This window comes from Pseudomonas promysalinigenes (genome assembly GCF_014269025.2).
GTDB classification, from domain to species: Bacteria; Pseudomonadota; Gammaproteobacteria; order Pseudomonadales; family Pseudomonadaceae; genus Aquipseudomonas; species Aquipseudomonas promysalinigenes.
In genome coordinates, this window is sequence record NZ_CP077094.1 from 1,300,071 (window position 1) to 1,323,308 (window position 23,238).

Consider the following 23,238-nt stretch of genomic DNA (forward strand, 5'->3'; position numbering starts at 1 on the left):
TTGGCCGCAACCGGTGGCGATCCGATGTAGAATGCTCGGCCTTTGTCTTACCGGAAGCTTCAATGGACCGCCCGCGTTTTCGACCCTACTTTCTGCACCCGCGTTTCTGGGGCCTGTGGCTTGGCCTGGGTCTGCTGTGGCTGGTGGTGCAGTTGCCTTATCGTGCCCTGCTATGGCTGGGCAGTGCCTTGGGCGCGCTGATGTACCGTGTGGCTGGCGAGCGCCGGCGAATCGCAGCGCGCAACCTGGAGCTGTGCTTCCCGGCGTTGTCCGACGACGAACGGCGGCGTTTGCTCAAGGCCAATTTCGCATCCACCGGTATCGCCTTCTTCGAAATGGCCATGAGCTGGTGGTGGCCCAAAGCCCGCCTGGCGCGTCTTGCCCACATCGAGGGGCTCGAGCACCTGCAGGCTGCGCAGCAGGCCGGGCAGGGCGCCATCCTCATGGCGGTGCATTTCACCACCCTGGAAATCGGCGCCGCGCTGCTTGGCCAGGCCCATACCATCGACGGCATGTATCGCGAGCACGGCAACCCGCTGTTCGACTTCATCCAGCGCAATGGCCGGGAGCGACACAATCAGGATTCGCTCGCAGTGGAGCGTGATGACGTGCGTGGCATGCTCAAGTTGCTGCGCTCGGGCCGGGCGATCTGGTACGCGCCGGACCAGGATTACGGCACCAAGCAAAGTATCTTCGTGCCGCTGTTCGGTATCCCAGCAGCCACGGTCACCGCCACCAGCAAGTTCGCCCGGTTGGGCAAGGCACAGGTGATTCCGTTCACCCAGCGGCGGCTGGAAGACGGTAGCGGCTATCGTCTGGTTATCCACCCACCGCTCGAAGGGTTCCCAGGTGAAAGCGAAGAGGCCGATTGCCTGCGCATCAACCAGTGGGTCGAAAGCGTGCTGCGCGAGTGCCCAGAGCAGTACCTGTGGGCGCATCGGCGCTTCAAATCGCGGCCCGAGGGTGAGCCGCGGTTGTATGACAAAAAACAGCGCTGAGCCTGTTCGGAGCCTGAAACCCACTGATCCAGGGAGGCATCGATGACCTCAACCACTGGCCTGATTCTTTCTGGCGGCGGCGCCCGTGCCGCGTATCAGGTCGGTGTGCTGGCAGGGATCGCCGAGCTGCTGCCGCCGGGCGCACGTAACCCGTTCCCGGTCATCGTGGGCACCTCGGCCGGCGCCATCAACGCGGTCACCTTGGCCAGCGGCGCCACTCACTTTGGCGATGCGGTCCAACGCCTGACCCGCTTCTGGCAGCACTTTCGCAGCCACCTGGTGATCCGCAGCGACTGGCCCGGCGTAGTACGCCAGGCCAGTCGCTTCGTCAGCCACAACCTGCTGGGCATTGGTAGCCAAGTGCCGGTGGCCTTGCTCGACAGTAGCCCGTTACGGGGATTGTTGGCTGAACACCTGGACCTTGATGGCATTGGCCACGCCATCGCTGCCGAGCAACTGCGGGCTGTGGCAGTGACGGCGTTTGGTTATGAAAGTGGGCAGGCTGTGACTTTCTATCAAGGCCGGGGCACCATCGAGCCCTGGCTGCGACACCGCCGCATCGGGGTGCCTACGGCACTGACTCTCGACCACCTGCTAGCCAGTGCTGCTATCCCGCTGCTGTTCGCCCCGGTGCGGCTAGGAGAGGAATTCTATGGCGACGGTGCAGTGCGCCAATCCGCGCCTATCAGCCCAGCCCTGCACTTAGGGGCCAGCCGGGTACTGGTGGTTGGCGTGAGTGGCAACCCGCAGGGCCCGACCGCCCCGCTACCCAGCCCGCGCGCGTACAGCGGCCGGCAGCCGAGTTTGGCGCAAATCGGCGCGCACATGCTCAACAGCACCTTCATCGACAGCCTCGAAGACGATATCGAACTGCTCCAGCGGCTGAACCACCTGGGGCGCCTCTTACCCGCGCACCTGGACGCGCGGCGTCTTGGGTTGGCACCGATCGAAGTGCTGGTGGTCGCGCCGAGTCACCCACTGGATGAGATTGCCGCACGGCACCGAAGCGAGTTGCCGGCAGCGCTGCGCCTGTTTCTGCGTGGGCCGGGGGCTACCCGCACCAGCGGCGCCGGGGTGCTGAGTTATTTGCTGTTCGAGGCCAGCTACTGCAGCGAGCTGATCGAACTGGGGCGGCGCGATGCGTAGGCCAAACAGCGTGAGTTGCGCCAGTTCCTGGGCCTTTGAGGCCGCCTGTGCCGGCCGACCTCTTTGACGGTATTGGCGCCGCCATGCCTGCCCGGCCTGTCGGCTACTCGGCTATCTGCAGCTTGCGCGCCTGGGTGTAGACATAGCGTACCTTTTCATACTCGAACGGCGAGTTGAGCTGCCCGTAGCGGAATTTGGTGGTGTAGCGCTTGTCCACCACGCGCAGTGCGAAGATTTCCGGGTAGCGCTTGCTGGCATCGGCCACGTTCAAGTAGTTGATGGCCTGCTCGCCGGTGTAGTCCACCGCCAGCCCGGCGGTGTCGCGCAGGTTCGATGGGCCGAACAGTGGCAGCATCAGGTAGGGCCCCTCCGGTACGCCGTAGAAGCCCAGGGTCTGACCAAAGTCCTCGCTCTGGCGCGGCAGGCCCATGCTGGTTGCCGGGTCCCACAGGCCCCCAACGCCAATGATGGTGTTGAACATCAGCCGCGCGGTGATTTCTGCCGAGCGCTTGGCCTTGAGCTGCAAAATGCTGTTGAACAGGTTCGGCACGTCGCCCAGATTATTGAAGAAGTTGCTTACCCCGGTGCGCACGAAGCTGGGTGTGACGTACTGGTAACCGTTGACCAGCGGCAGCAGCACCCATTGGTCAAGCCGGTAGTTGAAGTGGTAGATCCGCCGGTTCACCGACTCCAGTGGGTCGTACACGTTCAATGCTTCCAGGGTCGAGCGTTCGAACTCGCGCTGGTCGAGCCCGGGGTTGAATTTCAGCTCGCGCAGTGGGTCCAGAAAGCCGTCGGATTCCGGTGCCAGGGGCGCAGGCCCGGCAATTTGCGGATCGGCTTCGACGACACTGGCCCGAGGCGCGGTTTCAGCGGCAATGGCACTACCCGCGACTACCAATAGAGCGCTGGCAAGGAGAAATTTGTTAGCCACGGAAGAACTCCAGCATGGCGTCGCTGTTGACGCGGTAATTGAGGTTGCCGCAATGGCCGCCATGAGGGTATAGGGTCAGGCGATCACCGAACACCTTACGCAAAAAGCCGATGTCCCCAGGGCCGAGGATCAGGTCGTCGGCGTTGTGCATCACAGCGATCTTGTCGCTCTTGTGCAGGTAGTCTTCGAGCGCGTACAGGCTGACCTGGTTGACCAGCTGCAGGATGCTGTTGCCATCGGTGCGGGCGCGCCACATCGGGATCACTTGTTCGGTCATGTAGCAATCGAAGTCGCATTGCAAGGCCCGCTTGAAGAAGGGCGTCAGGCTGCTGCCCTCGGTGATCGGGTACTTGGGCGGGATGATCAAACCGCGGCGGTTGATCAAGTCGGAGGTGAAGGCGATGTCAGCTGCCGAGAAGCGGAACGAGGTGCCGATGAGCATGGCCATCTGTTCGTTGGACAGATGCTGCTTGGATTGCTGGAAGTCATACAGCAGCGCATCGTTGAGGTCGACGTAACCTTTGTCCTGGAAGTAGCGGGTCAGCTTGGTCAGCATCAGCTCATAAAAAGTGGTACTGCGGTTGATGCCCTTGACTTGGGTCTGCACCAGTTTGTCGAGGTTGTTGATCGAGGTGTACAGGTTCACGGGCGGGTTCAACAATAGTACGCGCTTGAAGTTGAAACTGCGGCGGGTTTCGTCGAGGCGGCTGACGAAGGCCGCGTCCAGCGCCCCTAGGCTGTAGCCTGTCAGGTAAAAGTCACTGACCGGCAGGCGCGGATGCTGGGCACGCACGGCCTGCATCACCCGGTACAGGTCCTCGGCATCTTCCTGGCTGATTCCGGGGGTGGCAAAGCGCGATGCAGCGCTCATGAAGTCGTAGCTGGTCGGCGAGGACAGTTGCACCACATGGTAACCGGCCTGGTAGAACAGCTTCTTGAGGTATTCGTTGATGGTGCTGGAGTACGGCGCACCGGTGCCGGCAATGAGGAAGATCAGCGGCGCTCGGTGGTCCTGGCGCGCCAGTCGATACTTGAGTTTTTTCACCGCCCAGAAGTTGTCGGGCAGGGTGAACTCCCGTTCCGGGCGCAAGGTGAGGCTGTAGTCCGATTGGTCGATGTCATCGTCGCTGGGCAGGGTCGGGCGCTGCTCCGGCGGCGTGGTGGCGATGGTCGCCTCGAATGGGTTGGTCAAGGGGTAGCCGTAGCTTGCGGCGTCGATATCCCGCGCCGAAGCGGCAGCAGCCATTAATAGGCCACCCAGAAGGGCGGCAAGGCGCCAAGATCGAAGCATGTATTCCCCCAGAAGATTCAAGCTCGTGCAGTACGCAGGCTATGACCACACTGGCCTCGGCAAAGTTGCCAAGTGCGGTGGCCTTTGGTGCCCTGGTTATCTGCAAATGTAGTGGTGCGTCGCCGATTTTGCCTTAAGGCAGGTCTTAAGCGATCATTCACGGTTTCGATTACGGGTATTGGAGAACAGCATGCCTCGAGCGCTGCCGGCCGCTCTAACGCTAATGTTTCTGGCCCTTTGGCTCAGCGCCAGTTATGGCGTGCGCTACCAGTTGATGGAAGCGGGGCAGTGGGTAGGCCTATGCGCCGGGCCAGGCGACCACTGGCAGTGCCAGGTGCGCGCCTTGCTTGGCTTGACCATTCACTTTCAGGTGCTGGCGTGGAGCGGGATAGGGCTGGCGTTGGTGGCCCAGTTCGTAGCCGGGCGTGCCGGGTGGTGGCTGGCCGTGCTGGCATTGGTGTTCGCGATACCGGCATTGGTGCTGTACACCGCCAGCATTGCAGTGTTCGCTGTGGTGCTGGCGGGGTTGCGGTTGGTCAGGTAAACGCCTGTATGTTGCCGGTGCTACCCCGCCCTAAGACGCCAGCCCCTTCTCAAGCTTGGCGCAGACGCAAGCAGCGCCACAGGGCTGCTGTCATCAATACACTGACCACCGCCCAACCCCAGGCTTGCTGGTTCTGCAGCCCTTCTCGATACAGTTGCGGTAGCACCCCAGCCCCAATGATGAAGGCCAGCAACGCCACTTCCGCTCGCCGTACAGGCACCGGCCTGAATAGGTAAACCAGCGCCGGCAGCGTCAAGGCTGCGGTGGGGAAGCTGCGGTAACGCGGGTCGAACACCATTGCCAGCATGCTCACCGCCGCCGCGAACCCGGCAGCCAGCAACAGCCAGCCAGCCCGTGCCTGTAGCCAGGCGAACAGCCGTTCACGCCATCCGCTGCGCCGTGCCAGCGCCAGCACTGCATGGGCCAGCACCACCAGGTTCAACGCAGCCAGCAGCACTGCCCAAACCCATTCCCCGGCGAACCGTGCATGGGTGCGCATCAGCTCGCCCCACAACCCCAGGCAGCCCGCGCCTACGCCTGCCAGCAGCGGTAGCAGCAAGGCGGCCTGCGCAGTAGCGGGGCGCCCTGCGATCAGCAACGCCAGCGCTGCCAGCAACCCGCTCGCCAGCAGCCACTGCGGCCAGTTCGGCAGATTGCTGACCGGCCCCTCGAGCACTCCCTTGTCCTGCCGGTCGGCATCGAACAGCCCCCAATAGCCGCCCACCGCGCCCTCGCTGGCACGCTTCCACGGCTGGTCGAATGCTTCGATCAGGTTGTAGTGCCAGCCATTGGCTTCGGCCATGTTCACGAAGCCACGGATGAAGCGCGCCTCGTTGACCCGGCTCGGCACGGCAGTCTCGCGCTGGCGGCCTTCGCTGGGCCAGCCGGTTTCGCCGATGAAAATGTCTTTAGGCGCAAAGCGCTGGCCGAATACCCGCCGCACCTCGGCAACATGGGCAAGGGCATCGTCGATACCGCGGGGGTCATCTTCCCAGTACGGCAACAGGTGAATGGTCAAAAAGTCTACCGCCGGGGCTACCTGCGGGTGCTGCAGCCAGAACTCCCAGACATCGGCATAGGTGACTGGTACCTTGACCTGGCTTTTTACCCGCTCGATCAATGCGGCCAGACGCTCGCCAGTGACTTCCTTGCGTAGCAGCGTCTCGTTGCCCACGATCACTGCGCTGACCACATCCGGGTTGGCATTGGCGGCGCTGATCAGCGCGTTCACCTCTTTGTCGGTGTCGCCAGGGTTGGCGTTGACCCAGGCCCCGAGCATCACTTTCAGCCCATGCTTGCGAGCAAGCGCCGGGATTGCCTCAAGACCGGTCATCGAGTAGGTGCGGATGCACCGAAAGCGCTCGGCCAGCAGCGCCAGGTCGGCATCCATCCGCGCCGGGCGCAGGCGAAAAGGCTGGTCGAAGGGCGACTGGTCCTTGTCGAACGGGGTGTAGGACGCGCATTGCAGTTTGTGGGTAGGGCTTGCCGCATCAGGCAGCAGCACAGGCTTGCCCAGCCCATACCAGAGCCCTCCAAGGCCAAGCAGGGCGAGCAGGCAAGCGAGCAGGTAGAGCGGCCACAGCAGGCGGGAAGCAACGGGCATCGGGCGGTCCATCATCAGGCGCAAAACGTAGGATGATAGCCCGGCGCCAAAGCTTTGGCATGCAAGGATCGCGCAGGGCCGTGTCACTCTATGCCGCTAATGGCACAGTGCTGTCGCATATGGGGCAGTTACAGGTCGCAGTGGGAGCAGGTCCGGCTTTGTTGCAGGAAGATGATGCAATCTCCAAGACCTGACGAGGGATGCTTTGATGGCTACTTTTACAATAATGCGCCGTTTCCTGGGTGTGGGTAGCGCCCTGGTATTGGCCATGAGCGCTGCACAGGCCATGGCCAAAGAAGTAAGCATTGGTTACGTGGATGGTTGGGCTGACAGTGTGGCGACTACCAACGTGGCCGCAGAAGTGATCAAGCAGAAACTCGGCTACGACGTGAAGCTGCAGGCCGTGGCCACCGGCATCATGTGGCAGGGTGTAGCCACTGGCAAGCTCGACGCCATGCTCTCGGCCTGGCTGCCGGTCACCCATGGTGAATACTGGGCCAAGAACAAAGACAACGTGGTCGATTACGGCCCGAACTTCAAGGATGCCAAGATTGGCCTGATCGTCCCTGAGTACGTCAAGGACGTCAGCATTGCTGACCTCAAGAACGACAAGGGCTTCAAGCAGAAGATCGTCGGTATCGATGCAGGCTCCGGGGTGATGATCAAGACCGAGCAGGCTATCAAGGATTACGACCTCACTGGCTACAAGCTGCAGGCCAGCTCTGGTGCGGCGATGACCGCCGAGCTGGGCCGCGCCTATGCCAAGCAGCAGCCGATTGCAGTTACCGGTTGGGTGCCGCACTGGATGTTCGCCAAGTGGAAGCTGAAGTTCCTCGAAGACCCGAAGGGCGTGTATGGCGCGTCTGAGACGGTCAACAGCATCGGCAGCAAGGAACTGGCGACCAAGGCGCCGGAAGTTGCAGAATTTCTGAAGAAATTCAGCTGGCAGTCCAAGGATGAGATCGGCGAAGTGATGCTGGCCATCCAGGAAGGTGCCAAGCCTGATGCTGCCGCCAAGGATTGGGTTGCCAAGCACCCTGAGCGTGTGGAGGAGTGGACAGGCAAGTAATTGCCTGGTGCTCGGCGGTGGTGTTTCAGCGCCTGTGAGATCGAGCGCCGCCCGCGCGGCGCTCGATTTGCGCGCCACCGCGCATCCCAAGCCAAGCACTCACCCTCCCACCCAAAAGTTTGTTACGCAATCGGTAAAACACCGTTGCATCTAAGACTAAGGTCGTCTGGTTGGTGTTCGCTAGCCGCATAAAGTAAGGGTGTGGGTTTCCCCTACTCGTGCTGCTAGGACAAAAACAATGAACGACAGCATTTACCTTTCGATTCAAAACAGCCCCCGCTTCAAGGAGCTGGTCAGCAAACGTGAGCGGTTCGCCTGGATTCTTTCGGCGATCATGCTCGGCCTCTACTGCGCCTTCATCCTCCTGATTGCCTACGGCCCCCAGATTCTGGGTACCAAGCTCAGCCCTGATTCATCCATCACCTGGGGCATTCCCCTTGGCGTGGGCCTGATCGTTTCGGCATTCGTCCTGACCGCCATCTACGTTCGCCGCGCAAACGGCGAGTTCGATGAGCTGAACAAGGCCATCCTGAAGGAGGCGCAACAATGATTCGCCACGCCAAAGCCCTGGCCGTACTGGCCTGCGGAGCCTTCGCACCCGCCGTGTGGGCCGCCGATGCCCTGACCGGCGAGGTGCAGAAACAACCGCTGAACGTACCGGCGATCGCCATGTTCGTGGCCTTCGTTGCTTTCACCCTCGGCATCACCTACTGGGCCTCCAAGCGCAACAAATCGGCGGCGGACTACTATGCAGCTGGTGGCAAGATCACGGGTTTCCAGAACGGCCTGGCGATTGCCGGCGACTACATGTCGGCCGCCTCGTTCCTGGGTATTTCGGCCCTGGTGTTCACCTCCGGCTACGACGGCCTGATCTACTCGATCGGCTTTTTGGTCGGCTGGCCGATCATCCTGTTCCTGATCGCCGAACGCCTGCGTAACCTTGGCAAGTACACCTTCGCCGACGTCGCCTCATACCGCCTGGGGCAGAAGCAGATCCGTACCCTGTCGGCGTCTGGTTCGCTGGTAGTGGTCGCGTTCTACCTGATCGCGCAAATGGTTGGCGCGGGCAAGCTGATCGAACTGCTGTTCGGCCTGGACTATCACGTTGCGGTGATCCTTGTGGGTATCCTGATGTGCCTGTACGTGCTGTTCGGCGGCATGCTGGCAACCACTTGGGTACAAATCATCAAGGCTGTGCTGCTGTTGTCCGGTGCCAGCTTCATGGCGTTGATGGTGATGAAGCATGTGGGCTTCGACTTCAACACGCTGTTCTCCGAAGCGATCAAGGTCCATGCCAAAGGCGAGGCGATCATGAGCCCTGGCGGGCTGGTGAAAGACCCCATCTCGGCGTTCTCGCTGGGCCTTGCCCTGATGTTCGGTACTGCCGGCCTGCCGCATATCCTGATGCGCTTTTTCACCGTCAGTGACGCCAAAGAAGCGCGCAAGAGTGTGCTGTATGCCACCGGCTTCATCGGTTACTTCTACATCCTGACCTTCATCATTGGCTTTGGCGCCATTCTGCTGGTCAGCACCAACCCTGAATTCAAGGACGCTGCAGGCGCCCTGATCGGCGGCAACAACATGGCCGCGGTGCACCTGGCCGATGCCGTGGGTGGCAGCGTGTTCCTCGGGTTCATCTCGGCCGTGGCCTTCGCCACCATCCTGGCGGTGGTGGCCGGCCTGACCCTGGCCGGTGCATCGGCAGTGTCCCACGACCTGTATGCCAGCGTCTGGCGTAAAGGCAAGGCCAACGACAAGGATGAAATTCGGGTGTCAAAGATCACCACCGTGGCCCTTGGCGTGTTGGCGATTGGCTTGGGCATTCTGTTCGAGAAGCAGAACATCGCCTTCATGGTTGGCCTGGCATTCTCCATCGCTGCCAGCTGCAACTTCCCGGTGCTGCTGCTTTCGATGTACTGGAAGAAGCTGACCACCCGCGGTGCCATGATTGGCGGCTGGTTGGGGTTGGTGAGCGCGGTGACGCTGATGATCCTGGGCCCGACCATCTGGGTGCAGATCCTCGGTCATGAAAAAGCCATCTATCCGTACGAGTACCCAGCGCTGTTCTCGATGCTGATTGCCTTCGTCGGTATCTGGTTCTTCTCGATCACCGATACCTCCAAAGCCGCGGATGACGAACGTGCCAAGTTCTTCCCACAGTTCGTTCGCTCGCAGACTGGCCTTGGGGCTTCCGGCGCCGTTTCGCACTGATTCATAACGCAAAAAAAAAACCGCGCCTAGGCGCGGTTTTTTTTGCGTGCCGGCTAGATTCTGCCCAATAGCAGCAACACCAGCAGTACCACCAGCACCACGCCGATGATGCCCGACGGGCCGTAGCCCCAGCTGCGCGAGTGGGGGAAGACCGGTAAGCCGCCAATCAACAACAGGATCAGGATGATGATCAGAATCGTGGTCATGAAGAAATCCTTGTGTGTTTAGGGGTCAAGGGCCTCACACTGCCGGCCTCTTGTAATTCCGACCGTTGCCGCTTGTGAAAGATTCCATTTGCTTGAGCACCATGCAGTCATGTTCGCCCATTCACTATCCTGATTAACCCTGCTGTGGACCAAGGCCTTGATTAGACTCCTGACACAACCCGTCAGAACAAGGCGTGCCACTATGCAAAACCGCATCATGATCACTGGCGCAGGTTCCGGCCTTGGCCGGGAGATCGCCCTGCGTTGGGCCCGGGAGGGCTGGCGCTTGGCGCTGGCTGATGTCAACGAAGCGGGCCTGCGCGAAACCCTGGAGGGGGTACGGGCGGCAGGCGGCGATGGCTTCGTCCAGCGCTGCGATGTTCGCGATTACAGCCAGCTGACCGCCTTGGCCCAGGCCTGCGAAGAGCGTTTCGCAGGCATCGATGTGATCGTCAACAATGCCGGCGTCGCCTCAGGTGGTTTTTTCGCCGAGCTGTCCCTGGAAGACTGGGACTGGCAGCTCGCAGTCAACCTGATGGGCGTGGTCAAGGGGTGCAAGGCGTTCCTGCCGCAACTGGAGCGCAGCAAAGGGCGCATCATCAACGTCGCCTCGATGGCGGCATTGATGCAGGGGCCGGGCATGAGCAACTACAACGTTGCCAAGGCGGGGGTGCTGGCGTTGTCGGAGAGCCTGCTGGTGGAGCTGCGCCAGCTCGAAGTGGCTGTGCACGTGGTTTGCCCGTCGTTCTTCCAGACCAACCTGCTCGACTCCTTCCGAGGCCCGAACCCGGCGATGAAAGTGCAGGTCGGCAAATTGCTGGAAGGCTCCCCGATCAGCGCGGTGGATATTGCCGACTACATTCACCAGCAGGTCGCGGCCGGCGAGTTTCTGATTCTGCCCCATGAAGCCGGGCGCCTGGCCTGGGAGCTCAAGCGTAAGGCGCCAGAGCGGTTATACGATGAGATGGCCGAGATGGCGGTAAAAATGCGAGCTAAGGCGCAACCCCGGTGATTGCCCAGCGCAGCCCGTAGGAAAAATTACAACGGCGCGTAGGCTTGCTCTGAATTGCTGGCTAGCCCTTGTCTAGCAGAATATCCCCAAGCACGCTGCGGTTTTTCCTGATGCCAAAAAGGAGCGCAGCATGCTGGTGATCGCACGAGAAGTCGGCGAAGTCATCACCATAGGTGACGATATTCGAATCAAGGTGGTGGATACCCACAATGGGCTGGTGCGTTTTGGCGTGGATGCGCCGCGCAAAGTGCCGGTGCACCGGGCGGAGGTCTATCGGCGCATCAAAGAGCAGGCCGAGCGCAAGGCTGATTGACCTGCCTCGGCCGCGTGGCTTCAAGGCCAGAGGTCAGTCGAGCAATTCCCGTGGCACGTCATGCTTGGCTAGCAGTTGGCACTGCTGGCTTTGCACATCGAACAGGATGAACGCCTGGCCTTTGGCCAGCGCCTGACGAACCCGCAATACGCGGGTTTCCAGTGGCGTGTCATCGCCATTGTCGGTGCCTTCGCGGGTCACGAAGTCCTCGATCAGGCGGGTGAGGGTTTCGGCTTGCAGTTGGTCGTAGGGGATCAGCATGGGCAGCGCACAGTCCAAGTCATGAGCGCTGCATGCTACGCGATTGCAGTGCCATCAGCTTTTATTTCCTAGCAGGCTGTCCACGGCCGGCACCCGGGTGTCGCTCTCCATCTGCGCATCGTGCTCCAGTTGATGGCTGAAGCGCTCCAGCGATGCATTGGCCGGTTGCGAGTCGCTGGCAAATACCGGTGGGCTGAGCAGGTAAGCACTCAGCAATCGGCTGAGGGCGGTCAAGCTGTCGATATGGGTGCGTTCGTAGCCGTGGGTTGCGTCGCAGCCAAAGGCTACCAGTGCGGTGCGTATGTCATGCCCGGCCGTCACAGCCGAGTGGGCGTCACTGAAGTAATAGCGGAACAGGTCACGGCGCACCGGTACATCCTGATCGCCCGCCAGCTTCAGCAGATGGCGTGAAAGGTGGTAATCGTAAGGCCCGGACGAATCCTGCATGGCCACACTCACCGCATGTTCGCTGGAGGCCTGGCCCGGCGCTACCGGGGCGATGTCGATGCCGACGAACTCACTGACATCCCAGGGCAGGGCGCCGGCCGCACCCGAGCCGGTTTCTTCGGTGATGGTGAACAGCGGGTGGCAATCGATCAGCGGCTGTTGGCCACTTTCAACCACTGCCTTCAGTGCCGCCAGCAATGCTGCCACACCCGCCTTGTCATCCAGGTGGCGGGCACTGATGTGACCGCTATCGGTAAACTCCGGAAGTGGGTCGAAGGCGACGAAGTCGCCGATGGAAATGCCCAGCGCTTCACAGTCGGCACGGGTGGCACAGTACGCGTCCAGGCGGACCTCCACGTGCTCCCAGCTCACCGGCATCTGGTCGATGGCGGTGTTGAACGCATGCCCGCTGGCCATCAGCGGCAGTACGCTACCGCGAAATACTCCGGTGTCGGTGAACACACTGACCCGGCTGCCTTCGGCGAAGCGGCTCGACCAACAGCCGACCGGGGCCAGGGCAAGGCGCCCGTTGTCCTGCAACTGACGCACGCTGGCGCCAATGGTATCGAGGTGAGCCGAGACGGCGCGGTCAGGCGAGCTCTGCCGGCCTTTGAGGGTAGCGCGGATGGTGCCACGGCGGGTCAGCTCATAGGGAATGCCCAGTTCATCCAGGCGCTCGGCCACATAGCGCACGATGGTATCGGTGAAACCAGTCGGGCTGGGGATGGCGAGCATCTCCAGAAGCACGCGCTTTAGGTAATCGAGGTCGGGTTCGGGGAGTCGTTCAGACATGGGTACTCCTTGGTTCTTCTGCGGGTCTGTTCACGGCTGAACCCGCTCGCACGGCAAGCCGAAGGCCATGCGAGCGGATTAACCCGTGTACGGGCCTTTACTGTCTTAAGCCAACGGCCGGCTCTGGGGGAACAGCAGATCGACGAACCGCTCTGCAGTAGGCTGCGGCTCGTGATTGGCCAAGCCAGCTCGTTCGTTGGCCTCGATGATCACGTACTCTGGGCACTCAGCATCGCGCACCATGAAATCCAGGCCTACCACCGGAATCTCCAGCGCCCGCGCTGCTCGCACAGCCGCATCGGCGAGCACCGGGTGCAGGCGGTCGGTCACATCTTCCAGGGTGCCGCCGGTGTGCAGGTTGGCTGTGCGCCTTACCGCCAGGCGGTTACCCGCAGGCAAAATGTCTTCATAGCCCAGGCCTGCGGCCTGCAGTGTGCGCTCGGTTTCATCATCCAGCGGAATACGGCTCTCGCCTCCGGTGGCCGCTTGGCGGCGACGGCTTTGCGCTTCGATCAGCTGGCGGATGCTGTGCTTGCCATCACCCACCACGTGGGCAGGATGGCGGATGGCTGCAGCCACGACTTCATAACCGATCACCACAATGCGCAAGTCGCTACCGGCATGGTAGCTCTCCAACAGCACGCGGCTGTCGAAGCGGCGGGCGGTCTCTACGGCCTGGGTCACTTCCTCGATGCAGGTAAGATTCACCGCGACACCCTGGCCCTGTTCGCCATCGACCGGCTTGACCACCACTGCGCCATGCTCATCCAGGAACGCCAGGTTGTCGTCGGCGTTGCCTGCCAACTGTTGCGCCGGAACCTGCAACCCGGCGTTGTGCAGGGCATGTTGAGTCAAGCGTTTGTCCTGGCACAGGGTCATGGTCACGGCACTGGTCAGGTCGCTCAGCGATTCGCGGCAGCGAATGCGTCGCCCGCCCAGGCTGAGGGTGAACAAGCCGCCTGCAGCATCGTCGACCTGCACTTCGATCCCCCGGCGCAGCGCCTCGTCGACGATGATCCGGGCATAGGGGTTGAGCCCGGCCGCAGGCCCCGGGCCAAGGAACAGTTGCTGATTGATACCGTTGCGGCGTTTGACGGCGAACGTTGGCAAATTGCGAAAGCCGAGTTTGTCGTACAAGCGCTTGGCCTGGCGATTGTCGTGCAGTACCGACAAGTCCAGATAGGCAAGGCCACGGCTCATGAAATGTTCGATCAAGTGCCGTACCAGCACCTCACCGACGCCTGGGCGGGTGCATTGTGGGTCTACTGCCAGGCACCATAGGCTGCTGCCATGCTCGGGGTCGTCGAAGGCCTTGCTGTGGTTCAGGCCCATCACGCTGCCGATCACCGCACCGCTGTCTTCGTCTTCTGCCAGCCAGTACACCGGGCCGCCGAGGTGACGAGGGGTGAGCAGGTCTGGGTCAACTGGCAGCATGCCACGCGCCTGATACAACGTATTGATGGCCTGCCAGTCGCCCGCATTTTGCGCCCGGCGCACCCTGAACCCGCGAAACACCCGCTGCGCTGGGCGATAGTCGGTGAACCACAGGCGCAGGGTGTCGGAGGGGTCGAGAAACAGCTGCTGTGGGGCTTGGGCCAACAACTGCTGGGGGGCGGCCACATACAGCGCGATGTCGCGCTCGCCGGGGCGCTCGTCCAGCAGCTCCGCTGCCAGGCTGGCAGGGTCCGGGTAGGTGTGGCCGATCAACAGGCGCCCCCAACCGCAGTGCAAGGCTCGCGGCTGGTCGTGGGGTTCGCTGCCATCACCGGCCAGGCGCGCCTGCAGGCGCTCGTAGGACGGTGCCTGGCCGCGCAGCAAACGCTGACCGTAAGCGATTTCATGGGCTTTCATCGGTCAGATTCCTTGTTCGCTGAGCCACAGGTTCAGTGCCGCCAACTGCCACAGCTTGGAGCCGCGCAATGGGGTGAGCTGACCGTGTGGGTTGCTCAGCAAGCGGTCGAGCATGGTCGGGTTGAACAGGCCGCGATCCTGGCTGGGGTCAGTCAGCAGCTCGCGCACCCAGCCTAATGTCGCACCTTCCAAGTGCTTGAGGCCGGGCACCGGGAAATAGCCCTTCTTGCGGTCGATGACTTCATGTGGGATCACCCGCCGCGCCGCTTGCTTGAGCACCTGCTTGCCGCCGTCAGGCAGCTTGAAACGTGCCGGAATACGCGCCGACAGCTCTACCAGGCGGTAATCGAGGAACGGCGTGCGCGCTTCCAGCCCCCAGGCCATGGTCATGTTGTCCACCCGCTTGACCGGGTCGTCCACCAGCATCACCGTACTGTCAAGGCGCAGGGCCTTGTCTACGGCCTCCGGTGCACCCGGCCGGGCGAAGTGCTCGCGCACGAAGTCGCCGGCCACGTCGGTTTCCAGCAGCCATGGCGCTTGGACCGTGTCGCGATACTCAGCGTGGCTGCGGTCGAAGAAGGCATCACGGTAGGCTGCGAAAGCATCCTGAGCGCCGTCCACTTTCGGGTACCAGTGGTAGCCGGCGAACAGCTCGTCAGCGCCCTGGCCGCTTTGCACGCCCTTGCAATGCTTGGCCACCTCTCGCGATAGCAGGTAGAAGGCGATGCAGTCATGGCTGACCATCGGTTCGCTCATGGCGCGGAACGCGGCCGGCAGTTGCTCGATGATTTCATGCTCAGCGATGCGCAGCTGGTGATGGCGCGTGCCGTAATGCTTGGCAATCAGGTCAGAGTACTGGAACTCATCGCCACGCTCGCCGCCTGCGTCCTCGAAGCCGATGGAGAAGGTGGAGAGGTCATCCACACCCACCTCACGCAGCAGGCCGACCAGCAGGCTTGAGTCAACTCCGCCAGACAGCAGTACACCCACATCCACGGCGGCACGTTGGCGGATTGCCACGGCGTCGCGGGTGGCGTCGAGTACGCGGGTGGTCCAGCCTTCCAGGTCGAGGTCGCGTTCGTCGGGGTTCGGGCCATATTGCAGTTGCCACCACGTCTGGCGCTCGACCTCGCCATGCCGGTCCACACGCATCCAGGTGCCGGGTTCGAGCTTCTGGACATTGGCCAGCAGCGTGCGTGGCGCGGGTACCACAGCATGGAAGTTCAGGTAGTGATTGAGCCCTACCGGGTCGATCATTGGGTCGATGTCGCCGCCTTTGAGCAACGCTGGCAGGGTTGAGGCGAAGCGCAGTCGCTCGCCGTTGCGCGACAGATACAGCGGCTTGACGCCAAGGCGGTCGCGGGCCAGGAACAGGCGCTGGTTGTCACGTTCCCAGATGGCCAGGGCGAACATGCCATTGAGCTTGGGTAGCAAGGCTGCACCCCAGGCGTGGTAGCCCTTGAGCAACACTTCGGTGTCGCCGTCCGACCAGAAGCTGTAGCCCAGGTCCAGCAGCTCCTGGCGCAGTTCGGGGAAGTTGTAGATGGCGCCGTTGAACGCCAACGACAGGCCAAGGGTGTTATCGACCATCGGCTGCGCCGAGCCGTCGGACAGGTCCATGATCTTCAGCCGGCGGTGGCCTAGGGCAATCGGGCCTAGGCTATGGAAGCCCCAGGCGTCGGGGCCGCGCGGCGCCAGATGATGGGTCATGCGCTCTACCGCAGCCAAGTCGGCTGGGCGAGGGGCTTGATCGATGGGGGTGAAACGCAACTCTCCTGCTAATCCGCACATAGGTCCTTACCGGTTTTTCCGTTGGGGAATGAGTGCCCCGGATTAGGGCACCCTGTAAGGAACTGACCTATGCGCTTTGTGTGAGTTTTAGATCGATTGGTTATAAATGACGAAGTGGCAGGTCATGTTCACCGATCGATGTTCATGAGCATCCGCCGGTTGGCAGCGGCTCTGAGTTCTGCCGATCACTTTCCTCGAATCAGCTGTCGCAGCATGAATCGATTCGGATGGCACGCCTCGGCCACCGCTTTAGGCAAAGGCAGTGGCTCCCCGCTGGCCCAGGCCGCAATCAGCTCGCCACTGAGCGGCGCAGTGATCAACCCACGTGAGCCGTGCCCGCTATTCACATACAGCCCGTCCAACCAAGGGCAAGCTACATCGGGCACCTGCCGGGCATCCTTGGCAAGCACGGCATAGGCCTCTGTGAACAGGGCAGGGTCAGCCAGGGGCCCGACGATCGGCAGGTAATCCGGGCTGGTACAGCGAAACGCCGCACGCCCCTGCAACTGCGTCGGGTCCAGTGTGTCTGCGCCCAGGCGAGATGCTAGGTCAACGGAAATCCCATTCAATAACCGCAGGTTACCTTGGTGCTCGGCTACCGTGGGCGTCAGGTCGTCGCTGCTGAAGTCAAAGCTGGCGCCCAAGGTGTGTTCATCCTGTCGGGGCGGCGCAACGTAGCCATCGGCACAGACCACGGTGCGCAGTGCTCGGCTGGCGCAGGTTGCCGGCAGGCGGGTGATCTGCCCGCGAATGCGCTTGAGCGGCAACTGCGAGCAGGCGGGGAACCTGCGTACATCGGCAGCCGCGGCCAGCACCACCAGCGGCGCGCTGGCCAGCTGGCGCTCGCCGTCCCACGCTTGCCAGAGGCCTTGGACTTTGCGCAGCTGCAGCACATGCTGGTGAGGCTGTACGCGGATGTTGGGGTGTTGCAACTGTGCCTGGCACAAAGACGGCGGGTGCACCCAGCCACCTTCCGGGTAGTACAGCCCGCCCGCTGGCAGCGCCACCCCCGCAACTGCCTCGGCCTCAGCCTGCTCCAGTGCCTGTAGCAACCCGCTGTCGAAGGCCTGGGCAAGCTTGGCCTGACGTTCGGCTTCCTTACCGTCGAAGGCCAATTGCAGAACCCCGCAGGCGTCCCACTGTTCGCCGCGCTGCAAGCGCTCGAGCTGGCGCCGGGTATAACCGAAACCGGACAGGATCAGTTGCGACAGGGCGGTGCCATGGGCAGACAGTTTCAGGTACAGCACCCCTTGAGGGTTACCGGAGGCTTCCTGGGCCGCAGCCCAGTGGCGCTCCAGCACCGTCACCTGCCAACCTCGCCTGGCCAGGCTGGCGGCAGTGGCACTGCCCGCCAGGCCTGCCCCGATCACCAGTGCCTGGCGCGGCCCGGCTAGCGGTGCCGGGCGGGCATACCAAGGGGCGCTGTCGGTGGCTGAAGGTTGCCCGGTGTACAGGCCACTCATCACTTCCCATTTCTTGCCGATGCCAGGAATTTTCTTCATGGCGAAACCGGCCTCGATCAGCCCCCGGCGCACCCACCCGGTGGTGGTGAAGGTCGCCAGCGCCGTGCCTGCATGGGCCAGCCGCGCCAACTGCGAGAACAGCTCGGGGGTCCACATGTCGGGGTTTTTCGCGGGCGCGAAACCGTCGAGGAACCACACATCGATGCGCGCATCCAGTTGCGGCAGTTGTTCCAGTACGTCGCCGATCAGCAAGGTCAGGGTTACCCGGCCGTTATCAAAGCTGAACTGCTGGAAGCCTGGGTGAACCGCCACGTACTGAGCCAGGAAAGGTTCGGTGAAACCGGCCATCTGCGGCCATAGGCGTGCAGCGCGGGCCATGTCGTCATGGGCCAGGGGGTACTTTTCGACGCTGATGAAATGCAGCCGTGCATCAGGGTCTGCCGTTTCGGCGAATAGCTGCCAGGCGCAGAAGAAATTCATGCCGGTGCCGAAGCCGGTTTCCCCGATCACCAGGCACGCCTGTGGCTCAAGCTCGGCGAAGCGTTGCGCCAGGCGGGTCTGCTCGAGAAATACGTAGCGGGTTTCGTCGGTGCCTTCGTTTTTCGAGAAGTAGACGTCGTCGTACTGCCGCGAGTGAGGGCGGCCCTGGTCGTCCCAGTCGATCTGGGCATGCTGAAGAAGGGTGGACATGGTTGGCTCGGTTGCAGCGGATGTGCGGATTTTATGTCATCTGCAGGGTTTGCACAGGCACAACGCAAATCCGCTAGTCTTGCTTATCCAATCAAGGAGCCAGTGCATGTTCGAATCCGCGCAAATCGGCCACAGCATCGACAAGGACACCTACGACGCAGAGGTCCCCGCGTTACGCGAGGCACTGCTCGATGCACAGTACGAACTCAAGCAGCAGGCACGTTTCCCAGTGATCGTGCTGATCAACGGCGTCGAAGGTGCCGGCAAGGGCGAAACGGTCAAGCTGCTCAACGAGTGGATGGACCCGCGCATGATCGACGTGCTCACCTTCGACCAGCAGACCGACGAGGAGCTGGCTCGGCCACCGGCCTGGCGCTACTGGCGGGCCTTGCCGCCCAAGGGGCGGATGGGCGTGTTTTTCGGCAACTGGTACAGCCAGATGCTGCAGGGGCGGGTACATGGTGTGATCAAGGATGCCGTGCTCGACCAGGCCATCACCGGTGCCGAGCGGCTGGAACAGATGCTCTGCGACGAAGGGGCGCTGATCATCAAGTTCTGGTTCCACTTGTCGAAGAAGCAGATGAAGGCGCGGCTCAAGTCGCTCAAGGACGACCCCCTGCACAGCTGGAAGATCAGCCCCTTGGACTGGCAGCAGTCGCAAACCTACGACCGTTTCGTGCGTTTTGGCGAGCGCGTGCTGCGCCGCACCAGCCGTGACTACGCGCCATGGCACATCATCGAAGGCGTCGACCCGAACTATCGCAGCCTGGCGGTGGGGCGCATCCTGCTCGAGAGCCTGCAGGCGGCACTGGCCAACAACCCGAAGGGCAAGCACCAGGGCAACGTCGCCCCGCTCAGTCACAGCATCGACGATCGCAGCCTGCTCGGCGCGCTGGACATGACCTTGCGCCTGGACAAACACGACTACCAGGAACAGCTGGTCACCGAACAAGCGCGTCTGGCTGGCCTGCTGCGCGACAAACGCATGCGCCGGCACGCCTTGGTGGCGGTGTTCGAAGGCAATGACGCCGCCGGCAAGGGCGGTGCCATCCGCCGGGTCGCCGCCGCGCTGGACCCGCGCCAGTACCGGATCGTGCCAATTGCCGCGCCCACCGAAGAGGAGCGCGCCCAGCCCTACCTGTGGCGGTTCTGGCGGCATATCCCGGCGCGCGGCAAATTCACCATCTTCGACCGCTCCTGGTATGGCCGCGTGTTGGTGGAGCGGGTGGAGGGCTTTTGTAGCCCGGCCGACTGGATGCGCGCTTATAGCGAAATCAACGATTTCGAAGAGCAACTGGTCAATGCCGGTGTGGTGGTGGTCAAGTTCTGGCTGGCAATCGATCAGCAGACCCAGCTCGAACGCTTCGAAGAACGCGAGCAGATTCCGTTCAAGCGCTACAAGATCACCGAGGACGACTGGCGCAACCGCCAGAAGTGGGACGACTATACCCAGGCGGTGGGTGACATGGTCGACCGCACCAGCAGCGAAATTGCCCCTTGGACCCTGGTTGAGGCCAATGACAAGCGCTGGGCGCGGGTGAAGGTGCTGCGCACGATCAACGAGGCGCTGGAGGGCGCTTTCGCCAAAGGCAAGAAATGACCCAGCATGCCGCCACGGAATGACCCTATGAATTTATTTCCCCGCATTTTCCACCGGGGCCTAGCGCTGAGCCCTTAGAATCGGCCTAAACCCATCAAGGGCTCTGGTTCGAGGACTGTATGCACACAACTTCCGGCCGCTGGGGCTATGGCCTATTCCTGGCGCTGCTGACAGCACTGCTCTGGGGCATCCTGCCGATCAAGCTCAAGCAGGTGTTGCAGGTGGTCGACCCACTGACCGTCACCTGGTATCGGTTGCTGGTTTCTGGCGGGTTGCTGTTCGCCTGGCTGGCGGCCCAGCGCCGCTTGCCATCGGCCCGCAAGCTGGGGCGCAAGGGCAAAGGCCTGGTAGCGTTGGCTGTGCTCGGCCTGATGGGCAACTATGTGCTGTACCTGATCGGCTTGAAGTTGCTCAGCCCAGGCACCGCCCAACTGGTGGTGCAGATGGGCCCTGTACTGTTGCTGGTGACCAGCGTGTTCGTGTTCAAGGAACGGTTCACTCTGGGGCAGGGCATTGGTTTGGTCGTATTGCTGTGCGGGTTCGGCTTGTTCTTCAACCAGCGGCTCGAGGAGCTCCTGACCTCCTTGGGCACCTACACCACCGGCGTGCTGACCATTCTGCTGGCGACCAGTATCTGGGTGTTCTACGCCTTGAGCCAGAAGCAGTTGCTGACGGTGTGGCATTCGCAGCAGGTGATGATGGTCATTTACCTGAGCTGCGCGGTGCTGCTGACGCCCTGGGTACACCCGTTGCAGGTGTTGCAACTGACTGGGGTGCAGGGTTGGCTGCTGCTAGCCTGTTGCTTGAACACCCTGGTGGCCTATGGCGCATTCGCTGAGGCGCTAGCGCACTGGGAGGCATCGCGGGTCAGTGCCACCCTGGCGCTGACACCGCTGGTGACCTTCGTTGCGGTAGCGCTGGCGGCCTTGGCATGGCCTGAGTACGTCCACGCCGAAGATATCAACGCATTGGGGTATGTGGGGGCGGTGACGGTGGTGGCGGGATCGAGCCTGGTGGCGCTTGGGCCATCGCTGGTGGCGGGGTGGAAGGCCAGGCGGGCGCGCCTGGCCTGAGTGGGTAGACTAGGACTTCGCGGGTGAATCCGCTGCTCCCGAAAGCTCACACAGCCGGTAGGCGCGGGTATACCTGCGGAGGGGCCGGCACAGGCGTAATGCTGTTCACATGAGCATTTGAGTCCAGGCTTGGGGTTGTAAAATCCGATACACGTGATCTGGGATCGGATTTTTTTGGGGGGCAATCTGAGATTTTTAGCGCCTGTGAGATCGAGCGCCGCCCGCGCGGCGCATCGCGAGCTGCGCTCGCTCCTACGTTTGTTTCGGGCCAGTAACGCCTGTGGCAGACGCGCGCGACCGCCTGGTTCATACGACGCGATACCGCGCCATGCGCCAAGGCGTCCGCGCGCAAATCCCGCAGGCATAATTGGCCCGAAACAAACGTAGGAGCGAGCGCAGCTCGCAACGCGCCGCGCGGGCGGCGCTCGATCTGCGCTCCACCGAAGAGCTCACGCCGAGCCTCTAGGCTTGAGTGAGCAGCTCTACGGCACAAGCGCACTATCATTCAGCCCTTGCTGCCTGGCGCCAGCATGTTCTCCGGCCGCACCCATTGGTCGAACTGCTCGTTGGTCAGGTACTGCAGCTCCAGGGCCGCTTCGCGCAGCGTCTTGCCCTCGGCATAGGCCTTCTTGGCAATCTCGGCTGCTTTGTCGTAGCCAATATGCGGGTTCAACGCCGTCACCAGCATCAGGCCCCGTTCCAGGTGCGCCGCCATCTGCTCGGCGTCCGGTTCGATCCCCGCCACGCAGTGCTGCTGGAAGTTGCGACAGCCATCGGCCAGCAGTTCGATCGACTGCAACAGATTGTGGATGATCACCGGCTTGAACACGTTCAGCTGCAGATGCCCTTGGCTTGCAGCAAAACCGATCGTCGTATCGTTGCCCAGCACTTGGCAGGCCAGCATCGACAGCGCTTCGCACTGAGTCGGGTTGACCTTGCCTGGCATGATCGAGCTGCCCGGCTCATTGGCCGGCAGACGTACTTCGGCCACCCCTGCGCGTGGGCCGGAGCCGAGCAGGCGCAGGTCGTTGGCGATTTTCATCAACGCCACCGCCAAGGTTTTGAGCGCACCGGCCAGGCTGGTGAGCGGCTCGTGCCCAGCCAGAGCCGCGAACTTGTTGGGGGCGGTGACGAAGGGCAGGCCTGACAGAGCGGCCAGTTCAGCGGCAACCGCTTCGGCAAAGCCATGCGGGGCGTTCAGCCCCGTGCCCACAGCAGTGCCACCTTGCGCCAGTTCATACACTGCCGGCAAGGTGGCGCGGATGGCGCGCTGGGCGTACTCGAGTTGGGCGACGAAAGCTGAGACTTCTTGGCCGAAGGTGATCGGGGTGGCGTCCATCATGTGCGTACGGCCGGTCTTGACCAGCTTGCTGTGGCGCGCCGAAAGCTCGGCCAGCCCCGCAGACAACTCGGCGACCGCCGGCAACAGCTTTTCATGCACCGCCTGGGCAGCGGCGATGTGCATGGCGGTGGGGAAGCAATCGTTGGAGCTCTGCGAGCGGTTGACGTGGTCGTTGGGGTGCACGGGCGCCTTGCCGCCGCGGCCTTGGCCGGCCAGCTCGTTGGCACGCCCGGCGATCACCTCGTTGACATTCATGTTGCTCTGGGTGCCGCTGCCGGTCTGCCACACCACCAGGGGAAACTGGTCGTCATGTTCGCCGTTGAGCACTTCGTTGGCGGCCTGTTCGATCAGCCGGGCGATGTCGGCGGGCAGGTCGCCGTTACGGTCGTTGACCCGCGCGGCGGCTTTTTTGATCAGCGCCAGGGCGTGCAGCACCGCGAGCGGCATGCGTTCCTTGCCAATGGCAAAGTTGATCAGCGAGCGCTGGGTCTGGGCGCCCCAATAGGCGTCCTCAGGAACTTCGACCGGGCCCAGGCTGTCTGTCTCGATACGGCTCATGCTGCATTCACTCCATTGTCAGTCAGAATCAGCAGTTTAGGCC

General features: G+C 62.4%; 20 protein-coding genes. 10 read left to right on the top strand and 10 right to left on the bottom strand.

All coding sequences use genetic code 11. From position 1 onward, the window contains the following. Positions 1 to 62 precede the first annotated feature (62 nt). Both HU725_RS06065 and HU725_RS06070 read left to right on the top strand, forming a co-directional pair. Complete coding sequence (locus HU725_RS06065) at positions 63 to 998, top strand: lipid A biosynthesis lauroyl acyltransferase (protein WP_186476546.1); 936 nt, start codon at positions 63 to 65, stop codon at positions 996 to 998. Positions 999 to 1,040: 42 nt separating this feature from the next. Then, the gene (locus HU725_RS06070; RefSeq protein WP_186476547.1) at positions 1,041 to 2,144 is read left to right on the top strand and encodes a patatin-like phospholipase family protein; all 1,104 of its coding nucleotides are present in this window, start codon (positions 1,041 to 1,043) and stop codon (positions 2,142 to 2,144) included. A gap of 103 nt (positions 2,145 to 2,247) precedes the next feature. On the opposite strand, the gene HU725_RS06075 is transcribed toward HU725_RS06070, so the two are convergent. Together HU725_RS06075 and HU725_RS06080 are read right to left on the bottom strand one after the other, a co-directional pair. Beyond that, the gene (locus tag HU725_RS06075) at positions 2,248 to 3,078 is read right to left on the bottom strand and encodes an MlaA family lipoprotein (protein ID WP_186476548.1); all 831 of its coding nucleotides are present in this window, start codon (positions 3,076 to 3,078) and stop codon (positions 2,248 to 2,250) included. Continuing rightward, positions 3,071 to 4,369, bottom strand: coding sequence for an alpha/beta fold hydrolase family protein (locus tag HU725_RS06080; RefSeq protein WP_186476549.1), 1,299 nt, complete (start codon positions 4,367 to 4,369; stop codon positions 3,071 to 3,073). Before HU725_RS06080 ends, HU725_RS06075 begins: the two co-directional genes overlap by 8 nt. 190 nt (positions 4,370 to 4,559) lie before the next feature. On the opposite strand from HU725_RS06080, the gene HU725_RS06085 reads away from it, so the two are divergent. Continuing rightward, positions 4,560 to 4,913 (top strand): hypothetical protein, encoded by a 354-nt coding sequence (locus tag HU725_RS06085; RefSeq protein WP_186476550.1) that lies wholly within the window; start codon positions 4,560 to 4,562, stop codon positions 4,911 to 4,913. A gap of 49 nt (positions 4,914 to 4,962) precedes the next feature. Here HU725_RS06085 and HU725_RS06090 read toward each other — a convergent pair whose 3' ends face one another. Next, positions 4,963 to 6,528, bottom strand: coding sequence for a glycoside hydrolase family 17 protein (locus HU725_RS06090; RefSeq protein ID WP_186476893.1), 1,566 nt, complete (start codon positions 6,526 to 6,528; stop codon positions 4,963 to 4,965). Positions 6,529 to 6,724: 196 nt separating this feature from the next. Between HU725_RS06090 and HU725_RS06095 the strand changes: the two genes are divergently transcribed. From HU725_RS06095 to HU725_RS06105, 3 genes are all read left to right on the top strand, one after another. Then, positions 6,725 to 7,585: a glycine betaine ABC transporter substrate-binding protein gene (locus tag HU725_RS06095; protein ID WP_186476551.1), complete on the top strand. Its 861-nt coding sequence runs from the start codon at positions 6,725 to 6,727 to the stop codon at positions 7,583 to 7,585. Between the two features lie 238 nt (positions 7,586 to 7,823). After that, positions 7,824 to 8,135, top strand: coding sequence for a DUF485 domain-containing protein (locus HU725_RS06100; RefSeq protein ID WP_110639578.1), 312 nt, complete (start codon positions 7,824 to 7,826; stop codon positions 8,133 to 8,135). Continuing rightward, entirely contained in the window at positions 8,132 to 9,796 is a 1,665-nt protein-coding gene (locus tag HU725_RS06105) for a cation acetate symporter (RefSeq protein WP_060478821.1), read from the top strand. The genes HU725_RS06100 and HU725_RS06105 overlap by 4 nt, the downstream gene beginning before the upstream one ends. Positions 9,797 to 9,849: 53 nt before the next feature. Here the strand turns inward: HU725_RS06105 and HU725_RS06110 are convergent, their stop codons facing one another. After that, entirely contained in the window at positions 9,850 to 10,002 is a 153-nt protein-coding gene (locus tag HU725_RS06110) for a DUF3309 family protein (protein ID WP_081016659.1), read from the bottom strand. 202 nt (positions 10,003 to 10,204) lie between these two features. Here HU725_RS06110 and HU725_RS06115 point away from each other — a divergent pair, with 202 nt between their 5' ends. Further along, positions 10,205 to 11,014: an SDR family oxidoreductase gene (locus HU725_RS06115; protein WP_060478822.1), complete on the top strand. Its 810-nt coding sequence runs from the start codon at positions 10,205 to 10,207 to the stop codon at positions 11,012 to 11,014. 130 nt (positions 11,015 to 11,144) lie between these two features. Next, entirely contained in the window at positions 11,145 to 11,327 is a 183-nt protein-coding gene (gene csrA, locus HU725_RS06120) for a carbon storage regulator CsrA (RefSeq protein ID WP_060478823.1), read from the top strand. A gap of 33 nt (positions 11,328 to 11,360) precedes the next feature. On the opposite strand, the gene HU725_RS06125 is transcribed toward csrA, so the two are convergent. From HU725_RS06125 to mnmC, 5 genes are all read right to left on the bottom strand, one after another. Further along, a complete protein-coding gene (locus HU725_RS06125; protein ID WP_186476552.1) occupies positions 11,361 to 11,588 on the bottom strand; it encodes a YheU family protein in 228 nt (75 codons plus the stop codon). A gap of 54 nt (positions 11,589 to 11,642) precedes the next feature. Beyond that, positions 11,643 to 12,827 (bottom strand): osmoprotectant NAGGN system M42 family peptidase, encoded by a 1,185-nt coding sequence (locus tag HU725_RS06130; protein WP_186476553.1) that lies wholly within the window; start codon positions 12,825 to 12,827, stop codon positions 11,643 to 11,645. A 105-nt stretch (positions 12,828 to 12,932) separates the two neighbouring features. After that, the gene (gene ngg, locus HU725_RS06135) at positions 12,933 to 14,678 is read right to left on the bottom strand and encodes an N-acetylglutaminylglutamine synthetase (protein ID WP_060478826.1); all 1,746 of its coding nucleotides are present in this window, start codon (positions 14,676 to 14,678) and stop codon (positions 12,933 to 12,935) included. Between the two features lie 3 nt (positions 14,679 to 14,681). Beyond that, positions 14,682 to 16,469, bottom strand: a complete 1,788-nt coding sequence (locus HU725_RS06140) for an N-acetylglutaminylglutamine amidotransferase (protein WP_060478827.1) — start codon at positions 16,467 to 16,469, stop codon at positions 14,682 to 14,684. Between the two features lie 185 nt (positions 16,470 to 16,654). Continuing rightward, positions 16,655 to 18,622: a bifunctional tRNA (5-methylaminomethyl-2-thiouridine)(34)-methyltransferase MnmC2/FAD-dependent 5-carboxymethylaminomethyl-2-thiouridine(34) oxidoreductase MnmC1 gene (gene mnmC, locus HU725_RS06145; RefSeq protein ID WP_186476554.1), complete on the bottom strand. Its 1,968-nt coding sequence runs from the start codon at positions 18,620 to 18,622 to the stop codon at positions 16,655 to 16,657. A 106-nt stretch (positions 18,623 to 18,728) separates the two neighbouring features. Here mnmC and pap point away from each other — a divergent pair, with 106 nt between their 5' ends. Continuing rightward, positions 18,729 to 20,222 carry a polyphosphate:AMP phosphotransferase gene (gene pap, locus HU725_RS06150; protein WP_186476555.1) on the top strand — a complete coding sequence of 498 codons (1,494 nt, stop codon included), beginning with the start codon at positions 18,729 to 18,731 and terminating at the stop codon, positions 20,220 to 20,222. 119 nt (positions 20,223 to 20,341) lie between these two features. Then, positions 20,342 to 21,295: a DMT family transporter gene (locus HU725_RS06155; protein ID WP_186476556.1), complete on the top strand. Its 954-nt coding sequence runs from the start codon at positions 20,342 to 20,344 to the stop codon at positions 21,293 to 21,295. 505 nt (positions 21,296 to 21,800) lie between these two features. Here the strand turns inward: HU725_RS06155 and HU725_RS06160 are convergent. Further along, positions 21,801 to 23,195, bottom strand: coding sequence for a class II fumarate hydratase (locus HU725_RS06160; protein ID WP_186476557.1), 1,395 nt, complete (start codon positions 23,193 to 23,195; stop codon positions 21,801 to 21,803). Positions 23,196 to 23,238 lie beyond the last annotated feature (43 nt).

Bases quoted from the DNA above. Each gene is read 5' to 3' on its own strand.
- HU725_RS06095 (WP_186476551.1), top strand. From the start codon at position 6,725: ATGGCTACTTTTACAATAATGCGCCGTTTCCTGGGTGTGGGTAGCGCC.
- HU725_RS06160 (WP_186476557.1), bottom strand. From the start codon at position 23,195: ATGAGCCGTATCGAGACAGACAGCCTGGGCCCGGTCGAAGTTCCTGAG.
- HU725_RS06155 (WP_186476556.1), top strand. From the start codon at position 20,342: ATGCACACAACTTCCGGCCGCTGGGGCTATGGCCTATTCCTGGCGCTG.
- HU725_RS06140 (WP_060478827.1), bottom strand. From the start codon at position 16,469: ATGTGCGGATTAGCAGGAGAGTTGCGTTTCACCCCCATCGATCAAGCC.
- HU725_RS06080 (WP_186476549.1), bottom strand. From the start codon at position 4,369: ATGCTTCGATCTTGGCGCCTTGCCGCCCTTCTGGGTGGCCTATTAATG.
- mnmC (WP_186476554.1), bottom strand. From the start codon at position 18,622: ATGTCCACCCTTCTTCAGCATGCCCAGATCGACTGGGACGACCAGGGC.
- HU725_RS06065 (WP_186476546.1), top strand. From the start codon at position 63: ATGGACCGCCCGCGTTTTCGACCCTACTTTCTGCACCCGCGTTTCTGG.
- HU725_RS06090 (WP_186476893.1), bottom strand. From the start codon at position 6,528: ATGGACCGCCCGATGCCCGTTGCTTCCCGCCTGCTGTGGCCGCTCTAC.
- HU725_RS06100 (WP_110639578.1), top strand. From the start codon at position 7,824: ATGAACGACAGCATTTACCTTTCGATTCAAAACAGCCCCCGCTTCAAG.
- csrA (WP_060478823.1), top strand. From the start codon at position 11,145: ATGCTGGTGATCGCACGAGAAGTCGGCGAAGTCATCACCATAGGTGAC.
- HU725_RS06115 (WP_060478822.1), top strand. From the start codon at position 10,205: ATGCAAAACCGCATCATGATCACTGGCGCAGGTTCCGGCCTTGGCCGG.
- HU725_RS06110 (WP_081016659.1), bottom strand. From the start codon at position 10,002: ATGACCACGATTCTGATCATCATCCTGATCCTGTTGTTGATTGGCGGC.
- ngg (WP_060478826.1), bottom strand. From the start codon at position 14,678: ATGAAAGCCCATGAAATCGCTTACGGTCAGCGTTTGCTGCGCGGCCAG.
- HU725_RS06130 (WP_186476553.1), bottom strand. From the start codon at position 12,827: ATGTCTGAACGACTCCCCGAACCCGACCTCGATTACCTAAAGCGCGTG.
- HU725_RS06070 (WP_186476547.1), top strand. From the start codon at position 1,041: ATGACCTCAACCACTGGCCTGATTCTTTCTGGCGGCGGCGCCCGTGCC.
- pap (WP_186476555.1), top strand. From the start codon at position 18,729: ATGTTCGAATCCGCGCAAATCGGCCACAGCATCGACAAGGACACCTAC.
- HU725_RS06085 (WP_186476550.1), top strand. From the start codon at position 4,560: ATGCCTCGAGCGCTGCCGGCCGCTCTAACGCTAATGTTTCTGGCCCTT.
- HU725_RS06105 (WP_060478821.1), top strand. From the start codon at position 8,132: ATGATTCGCCACGCCAAAGCCCTGGCCGTACTGGCCTGCGGAGCCTTC.
- HU725_RS06125 (WP_186476552.1), bottom strand. From the start codon at position 11,588: ATGCTGATCCCCTACGACCAACTGCAAGCCGAAACCCTCACCCGCCTG.